General features: G+C 71.2%; 7 protein-coding genes. 5 read left to right on the top strand and 2 right to left on the bottom strand.

Annotation, left to right across the window (positions count from 1 at the left end; all coding sequences use genetic code 11):
* The 5 genes from AC1DVT_RS16175 to AC1DVT_RS16195 all read left to right on the top strand — a co-directional run.
* The coding region (locus AC1DVT_RS16175) for a Na+/H+ antiporter NhaA (protein WP_477390011.1) at positions 1–1,614 on the top strand (1,614 nt) is incomplete at its 5' end.
* Positions 1,615–1,616: 2 nt separating this feature from the next.
* Entirely contained in the window at positions 1,617–3,134 is a 1,518-nt protein-coding gene (locus AC1DVT_RS16180) for an ATP-dependent DNA ligase (protein WP_477390012.1), read from the top strand.
* A gap of 4 nt (positions 3,135–3,138) precedes the next feature.
* Entirely contained in the window at positions 3,139–3,825 is a 687-nt protein-coding gene (locus AC1DVT_RS16185; protein ID WP_477390013.1) for an NAD-dependent deacylase, read from the top strand.
* Between the two features lie 12 nt (positions 3,826–3,837).
* Positions 3,838–5,229, top strand: coding sequence for an FAD-binding oxidoreductase (locus AC1DVT_RS16190; RefSeq protein ID WP_477390014.1), 1,392 nt, complete (start codon positions 3,838–3,840; stop codon positions 5,227–5,229).
* 5 nt (positions 5,230–5,234) lie between these two features.
* A complete protein-coding gene (locus AC1DVT_RS16195) occupies positions 5,235–6,038 on the top strand; it encodes an alpha/beta fold hydrolase (RefSeq protein WP_477390015.1) in 804 nt (267 codons plus the stop codon).
* 9 nt (positions 6,039–6,047) lie between these two features.
* Here AC1DVT_RS16195 and AC1DVT_RS16200 read toward each other — a convergent pair whose 3' ends face one another.
* Both AC1DVT_RS16200 and AC1DVT_RS16205 read right to left on the bottom strand, forming a co-directional pair.
* Complete coding sequence (locus AC1DVT_RS16200) at positions 6,048–6,914, bottom strand: NYN domain-containing protein (protein ID WP_457101113.1); 867 nt, start codon at positions 6,912–6,914, stop codon at positions 6,048–6,050.
* A 1-nt stretch (position 6,915) separates the two neighbouring features.
* On the bottom strand, positions 6,916–7,540 hold a 625-nt coding region (locus tag AC1DVT_RS16205), incomplete at its 5' end, for a Gfo/Idh/MocA family protein (RefSeq protein ID WP_477390016.1).

The following is a 7,540-nucleotide window of genomic DNA, read 5'->3' on the forward strand; positions in this document are numbered from 1 at the left end:
CTGCACGAGGTGGTCAACGAGGGCCTCATGACCCTGTTCTTCTTCCTCGTCGGGCTCGAGGTGAAGCGCGAACTGACGATCGGCGAGCTCACCGACCGCGCCCGCGCCGTCGTGCCGATCACGGCGGCCGTCGCCGGGCTCATCGTCCCCGCCGCGATCTTCGCCCTGTTCACGTTCTCGAGCGGGCACGCGGATGCCTGGGGTGTGGTCATCTCGACCGACACCGCCTTCCTGCTCGGTGCCGTGGCGCTGATCGGCCTGCAGTTCCCCGCCCGACTGCGGATCTTCCTGCTCACCCTCGCCGTGGTCGACGACATCGGCGCACTGGTGGTGATCGCGATCTTCTACAACACCGGCATCCAGCTCGTCCCGCTCGTCGCCGCGGCTCTGCTCATCGGCCTCCTCGCGCTGGTGCGCTTCCTCCCGGCGGCGCGGGCACTCGGCTACATCGCCCTCGGGGCCGCCCTGTGGGCGGCGCTCCTCCTGGCCGGCGTGCATCCGACGCTGGCCGGGGTCGCGGTCGCGCTGCTCATCCCGGTCTTCCCGCCCCGGCGCTCCGACGTCGAACGCGCGGCCGAACTCACGCAGGCGTTCCGCGAGTCGCCCAATCCGGCGTATGCCGCGGCCGTCACCCGGAGCCGGCGTGATTCGCTCTCGATCAACGAGCGGGTCGATGCGGCCTGGCGCCCCTACATCGCGTACGGCGTCCTGCCGGTGTTCGCGCTCGCGAACGCGGGGGTGCACCTCGAACCCCAGATGATCCGGGATGCCGCGACCTCCCCGGTCGCGTGGGGCATCGTCGCGGGGCTCGTGGTCGGCAAGTTCATCGGCATCACGGGCGCCACCGCGATGATCCGGTTGGCCGGCAAGGGCGTGCTCGCGCCGGGTCTGGGGATGACGCGGATCGCGGGCGGAGCGGCGCTGTCCGGGATCGGCTTCACGATCTCCCTCTTCCTGGTGCCCCTCGCGATCGACGACCCGCACACCCGGGACATCGCGCGCATCGCCGTGCTGGCCGCATCGGTGATCGCCTTCTTCGCCGGCTGGGCGATCCTGGCGATCGGCGACCGGGTGCGGCCGCCCCGTGCCGTGGGCGCCCGACTGGCGCGGCCGTTCGACCCCGACCGCGACCACTTCCGCGGCCGAGTGGGGGCCGTGCTGGAGATCGTCGAGTACGGCGACTTCGAGTGCTCCTTCTGCAGCCGCGCGACCGGCTCGATCGATGCCGTCCGCGAGCGGTTCGGCGATGACGTGCGCTGGATCTTCCGGCACTTCCCGCTCGATGCACCGCATCCGCGTGCGCAGGAGGCCGCGCAGGCCGCCGAAGCGGCGGCCCTGCAGGGCCGCTTCTTCGAGATGGCGGTCGTGCTGTTCGCGAACCAGGATCGCCTCGAGGTCGACGACCTGTGCCGGTACGCAGTCGAGCTCGGCCTCGACCCCGACCGGTTCGCCGAGGACTTCCGCTCACCGCATGTGATGCACCGCATCAAGGACGATCGGATGGATGCCGAGGTCATGGACCTGCACGGCACTCCCACGTTCTTCGTCAACGGACGTCGGCACATCGGCCCGTACGACTCGGCGACGCTGATCCGGGTCCTGGAGGCGAGCTGAGCATGCTGCTCGCACGCGTGCTGCATGCCGTGGATGCGGTCACCGCGACGCGATCGCGGCTCGCGAAGATCGAGGCGCTCTCCGAGCTCCTCAGCACACTCGACCAGGACGAGTTCGCCCCGGCCGTCGGCCTCCTCACCGCGAGCCCGCGGCAGGGACGGATCGGCGTCGGCTGGCGCGGCATCGCGACACTCGAGGTCGAGCACGCGCCGGATCCCACCCTGACCATCGCCGACGTCGATGCCGCCTTCGAGGCGTTGGCCACGGCATCCGGTGCCGGGTCGGTCGCGACGCGCACTGCGACACTTCGGGCGCTCGCTGCGCAGGCCACGGCCCCGGAGTGGGACTTCGTGACCAGGGTGATCGTCGGGGAGCTGCGCACCGGCGCTCTGGAGGGCGTGCTCCTGGACGCGATCGTGCGGGCTTCCGGGCGCGAGGCTGCGAGCGTGCGGCGGGCGGCGATGCTCTCCGGCGACCTCGCCGAGACCGCGGCACTGGCGATCCGCGGGACGGCGGAGGCGCTCGACGCGGTGGGGCTCGTAGTGGGGCGCGCCATCATGCCGATGCTCGCCGGCACGGCCCCGAGCGCGGCGGCGGCGATCGCGACGGTGGGCGAGGCATCCGTCGAATACAAACTCGACGGCGCTCGCATCCAGGTGCATCGCGCGGGCGACGAAGTCTGGGTGTTCACCCGCAACCTCGCCGACATCACGCATCGGCTCCCGGAGGTGGTCGACATCGTCCGGCGGATGCCGGTGCATGCGGTGATCCTCGACGGTGAGACCCTCGCCCTCGACGAGAACGACGTGCCGCGTCCCTTCCAGGACACGATGGCCAGGTTCGGCGCAGACGGCGCGCGCGAGACCCTCCTGCATCCGTGGTTCTTCGACGTGCTCCACCTCGACGGCCGCGACCTCATCGACGAGCCGCTGGCGCTTCGCCGCGCGGAGCTCGGCCGGATCGCCCCGGCGCACCTGATCCCCGGCGAGATCACGGCCGATCCCGTGGCGGCGGAGCAAGTGTCGGCCGCCGCACWGGCGGCGGGCCATGAGGGCGTCGTGGTGAAGGCCATCGACTCGCCGTACGCGGCCGGCCGCCGCGGGGCGAGCTGGATCAAGGTGAAGCCGGTGCACACGTTCGACCTCGTCGTCCTCGCCGCGGAGTGGGGGTACGGGCGACGCACCGGGACGCTCTCCAATCTGCACCTGGGCGCCCGCGATGAGACCGGCGAATTCGGGGGAGGCTTCGTGATGGTCGGCAAGACCTTCAAGGGCCTCACCGATGAGCTGCTGCGGTGGCAGACCGAGCGGTTCCCCGAGCTCGAGGTGCGGCGCACCGAGGGCACCGTGTGGATCGCCCCCGAGATCGTGGTGGAGATCGCGATCGACGGCGTCCAGCGTTCCACGCGCTACCCGGGCGGGATCGCGCTGCGCTTCGCGCGGGTCAAGCGATATCGGGAAGACAAGCGGCCGGCCGAGGCCGACACCGTGCAGACGCTGCGCGCGATGCTCAAGGGGTGACGGCATGATCGTCGTGCTCACCGGTGCCGGCATCTCCGCCGAGAGCGGTGTGCCGACGTTCCGTGCCGCCGACGGCCTGTGGGAGGGCCACTCCGTCGATCGCGTGGCGACGCCGGAGGGCTACGAGGCCGACCCCGAGCTGGTGCTCGGCTTCTACGACGCGCGACGAAGGGCCCTGGCATCCGTCGTCCCCAACGCGGCGCATCGCGCACTCGCGCGGCTCGAGAACGAGCTCGGCGATGACCTCCTCGTCGTGACGCAGAACGTCGACGATCTGCACGAGCGGGCCGGCAGCCGCCGCCTCGTCCACATGCACGGCGAGCTGCTCCGGGCGCGGTGCACCGCGTGCGGGTCGCGCTCGGCGTGGGCGTCCGATCTCATCGATCGCCCGCCCTGTCCCGTGTGCGGAGAGCGGATGCTGCGCCCGGACGTCGTCTGGTTCGGTGAGATGCCGTACGACCTCGACCGCATCGAGCAGGCCGTCGCGTCGTGCGACACGTTCGTATCGGTCGGGACGTCCGGCGCGGTGTATCCGGCCGCCGGCTATGTCGCCCTTGCCGCGGCCTTCGGCGCGCGCACCGTTGAGCTCAACCTCGAGCCGAGTGACGCCGCTGTGCCGTTCGACGAGGTGCGGGCCGGGCCTGCCACCGAGGTCGTGCCCGCGTGGGTCGACGAGGTTCTGTTGACATAGCATCGAGGGGCCATGACCACGCCCGCCATCGTCGCCGACCTCCTCGCAGCCCTCCCCGTCGGAACGGTGGTGACCGATCCCGACACCCTCGAGCGCTGCAGCCACGACGACGCCGAATGGGCCGAGTTCGCCCTGCCCGCGGCGGTCGTCTTCGCCACCTCGGTCGACGAGGTGTCCACCGCCGTCCGCATCGCGGCGGCGCACGGCGTGCCGGTGGTGCCGCGCGGCGCGGGCACGGGACTGTCCGGAGGCGCCAACGCCACCGCGGGATGCCTCGTCCTCTCACTCGAGCGGATGACCAGGATCCTCGAGGTCGAGCCGGCCGAGCGGTACGCGGTCGTCGAGGCAGGCGTCCTCAACGACGACCTCCGCCGGCACGTCGCCACCCAGGGCCTCTGGTACCCGCCCGACCCGGCGAGCCAGTCCATCAGCACGATCGGCGGCAACGTCGCCACCAACGCCGGCGGCATCTGCTGCGTGAAGTACGGCGTCACGCGCGACTATGTCCTGGGGCTCACCGTGGTGCTGGCCGATGGCCGGGTGGCACGAGTCGGGCGCCGGACGGCCAAGGGGGTAACCGGGTACGACCTCACCGGACTCCTCGTCGGCTCCGAAGGCACCCTCGGGATCATTGTCGAGGTGACCCTCAAGCTCCTCCCACTCGGCGGGCGCGAAGAGCGCGCGATCATCGGCTACTTTCCTTCGTTGACGGATGCCGGGCACGCCGTCGCAGCCGTGTCCGCGGCCGGCATCGTCCCTTCAGCCCTCGAGCTCATCGACCGCACCTGTCTGCACGCCGTGGCCGAATGGCAGGGGTGGACCCTCCCGGACAGTGCGCAGACCCTGCTCCTGGCCAAGGTCGACGAAGTCGGCGAGCGCGGCGAGGAACTGGCCGCACGCATCGCCGGCCTGTTCGCCGAGGCCGGCGGCACCGAGGTGCAGCGCGCCTCCGACCCGGACGCGATCGACCGGCTGTTCGCGGCGCGCCGCCTCGCCTACCCGGCGCTGGAGCGGCTCGGGCCGGTGCTCACCGAGGACGTCTGCGTCCCGCGCAGCGCCGTGCCCGAGATGCTCGCTCGCATCGAGCGGGCGGCCGCCGATGAAGGCGTCGTGATCGCCAACATCGCCCACGCCGGCGACGGCAACCTGCACCCCCTGATCATCGCCCCCGAGGGCGACGATGAGGCCAAGCGCCGGGCGAAGCGGGCGTTCGACCGCATCGTCGACGACTGCCGCGCCCTGGGCGGCACCGTGACCGGCGAGCACGGCGTCGGTCTGCTGAAGCTCCCCGGCGCAGCGGAGGAGCTGAGCCCCGTGGTGCTCGAGCTGCACTCCGCGATCAAACGGGCACTCGACCCCCACGACATCCTCAACCCAGGCAAAGCCTTCCCGAACGGAGCATGAGCACCATGACAACCATCACCGCCGACGACGGCGTCCGCCTCGACTACACCGAGCACGGCGACCCGGCCGGCCCACCCCTCGTCCTCACGGCCGGGTTCAAGGCCGCAGCCACGAGCTGGAAGTACCAGGTGCCGGCGCTGGCGGATGCCGGCTACCGCGTGCTCGCCGTCGACCTGCGTGGGCACGGCGTCGCTGAGCGCCCGGCACAGGGCGTCGACATGCGTCGCCGCGGGCAGGACCTGCGGGATGTCCTGCAGGCCCTCGATCTTTCCGACGCGATCCTCGTGGGCGGATCGATGGGCGGCAACACGATCTGGTCGTACGTCGACCAGTTCACCGCTGACCGAGTGCGCGCGATCGCGATCATCGACCAGACGCCGAAGATGCTCAACACGCCCGATTGGCCGCACGGGTTCTACGGCTACGACGCCTCCAACATCGACACGTACTTCGCCGAGAAGATCCCCGACACCGGAAAGGGCACCCCGGTCTTCAAGCGCGGGATGCGCCTCGTGCGGATGCTCAGCGCCCTGAAGGGGGTCGACCGCACCCTGACGCCCGGGGAACTCGCCCTGCTCGGAGACCACGCGAAGGCCGACTGGCGCGCGACGATCGCCCGGACCGACGTGCCGGTGCTCTTCGTCGCGGGGGCGGAGAGCGAATTGTGGCCGAGCAGCCACGCGGCGGCTGCGGCGGCGCTCGCCCCGCGGGGGTCGTCGGTCGTCATCCCCAAAGACGGCCATGCGGCGAACTGGGAGCAGCCGAAGGCTTTCAACGCCGCACTGCTGGAGTTCCTGCGCGGCGTCTGAGCAGGGCGCTCAGCGTCCGACGAGCCGCACCCGCACGATGTTGGTCGACTCGTCGATCTCTGCCACGGTGGGGTGCGCCTTCACGAAGTCCGAGAACGAGCGGTGCCCGAGTCCCTTCTCCGTGAAGGACGGGTCCATCCGCTTGAGCAGGTTCTTGACCGCGGAGAGGTGCACCCAGTCCTCGTCGGTGCGCTCGTGCTCGAGGCGCAGCGCGCGACCGAGCAGCTCGCCGGACGTGTCCTCGGGCTCCTTCTTCCGGCGGCGTCCCGTCGCGGCGGGTGCGGCATCCGTCGCCTTCTCGGTGACCGGAACGACGACGCCCGGGAGCGAGTCGTACGCGTCGAACTGGTCGCAGGCGGCGGCGAGGGACTTCGCCGTCGACCCCGCGACGCCGACACCGACGACGAACCGGCCGAGGCGCTTGCAGCGCTGGGCGAGCGGCACGTAGTCGCTGTCGCCGGCGACGACCACGACGTGGGTGAGGTCGGGGAGGCGGAACATGTCCTCGACGGTGTCCACCGCGAGGCGGATGTCGGCGCCGTTCTTGGCGTACGCGGCCGCAGGGAACAGCTGCACGAGGTCGACGGCGCGCGCGACGAGCTGCGAGCGGTAGATCGCGTTGACCGGCGATGACCAGTCCGCGTAGGCGCGGGTGAGCACGAGCGTCCCGAATGACGCGGCGTAGTCGATGATCGCCCCGACATCGATCGTCGCGGCGGCCAGGCGCCCGGCGATCTCGGTATCGGTGGTGTTCTCGGCGATCCGCTGGCGGTCGCGCGAATACGAGTTGCGCCCGTGCACGCGGTCGTACCAGCTCATCACGATGTTGTCGAAGTCGAGGTAGACGGCGACGCGGGGGTTCAGGTGGTCGGGCATATCACTGCTCTCCGGGGTAGCGCACGCCGATCTGGGCGCGGATCTCGTCGAGCGTGCCCATGATGGCCACGGTCTCGTCGATGGGGAGGATGTCGCTGTCGGTGCGTCCCTCGGCGAGGATCCGCTCCGCGGCCAGCGCTTGGTACTGCATCCCGCGGCCGTCGATCTGGGAGACGTAATCCTCGACCACCGTGCCGTCGGGCCGGGTCACGCGGAACGAGGTGGCGCTGTACCAGACCCGGTCGATGTCGATGCGGGCGTCCGTGCCGATGACGTGCGCCGTGTTCGGTCCCGCCGAGCGGGCGGCGGAGATCGTGGTGGACAGCGCGCCCGACGCGTGGGTGAAGATCGTGGCGACCTCCGCGTCGGCGCCGGTCTCGCTCAGGCGCGCGGCGGCGGTGACCATCGTCGGCGCGCCGAGCATGTCCCACGCGAACGAGACGGGGTAGATCCCGAGGTCGAGCAGGGCGCCGCCGCCGAGCTCGAGAGCGTTGAGCCGGTGTGCGGGATCGGTGGAGATGCGCTGGGTGTGGTCGGCGGTGACGGCGCGCACGTCACCGAGTGCCCCCGCCGCGAGCAGCTCCCGGATGCGCGCCATGTGCGGAAGGTATCGGGTCCACATGGCC

The sequence above is a fragment of the Microbacterium sp. P2_F9 genome (genome assembly GCF_056403635.1).

Coding starts and splice junctions, on each gene's coding strand:
- AC1DVT_RS16185 (WP_477390013.1), top strand. CDS start 3,139: ATGATCGTCGTGCTCACCGGTGCCGGCATCTCCGCCGAGAGCGGTGTG.
- AC1DVT_RS16190 (WP_477390014.1), top strand. CDS start 3,838: ATGACCACGCCCGCCATCGTCGCCGACCTCCTCGCAGCCCTCCCCGTC.
- AC1DVT_RS16195 (WP_477390015.1), top strand. CDS start 5,235: ATGACAACCATCACCGCCGACGACGGCGTCCGCCTCGACTACACCGAG.
- AC1DVT_RS16200 (WP_457101113.1), bottom strand. CDS start 6,914: ATGCCCGACCACCTGAACCCCCGCGTCGCCGTCTACCTCGACTTCGAC.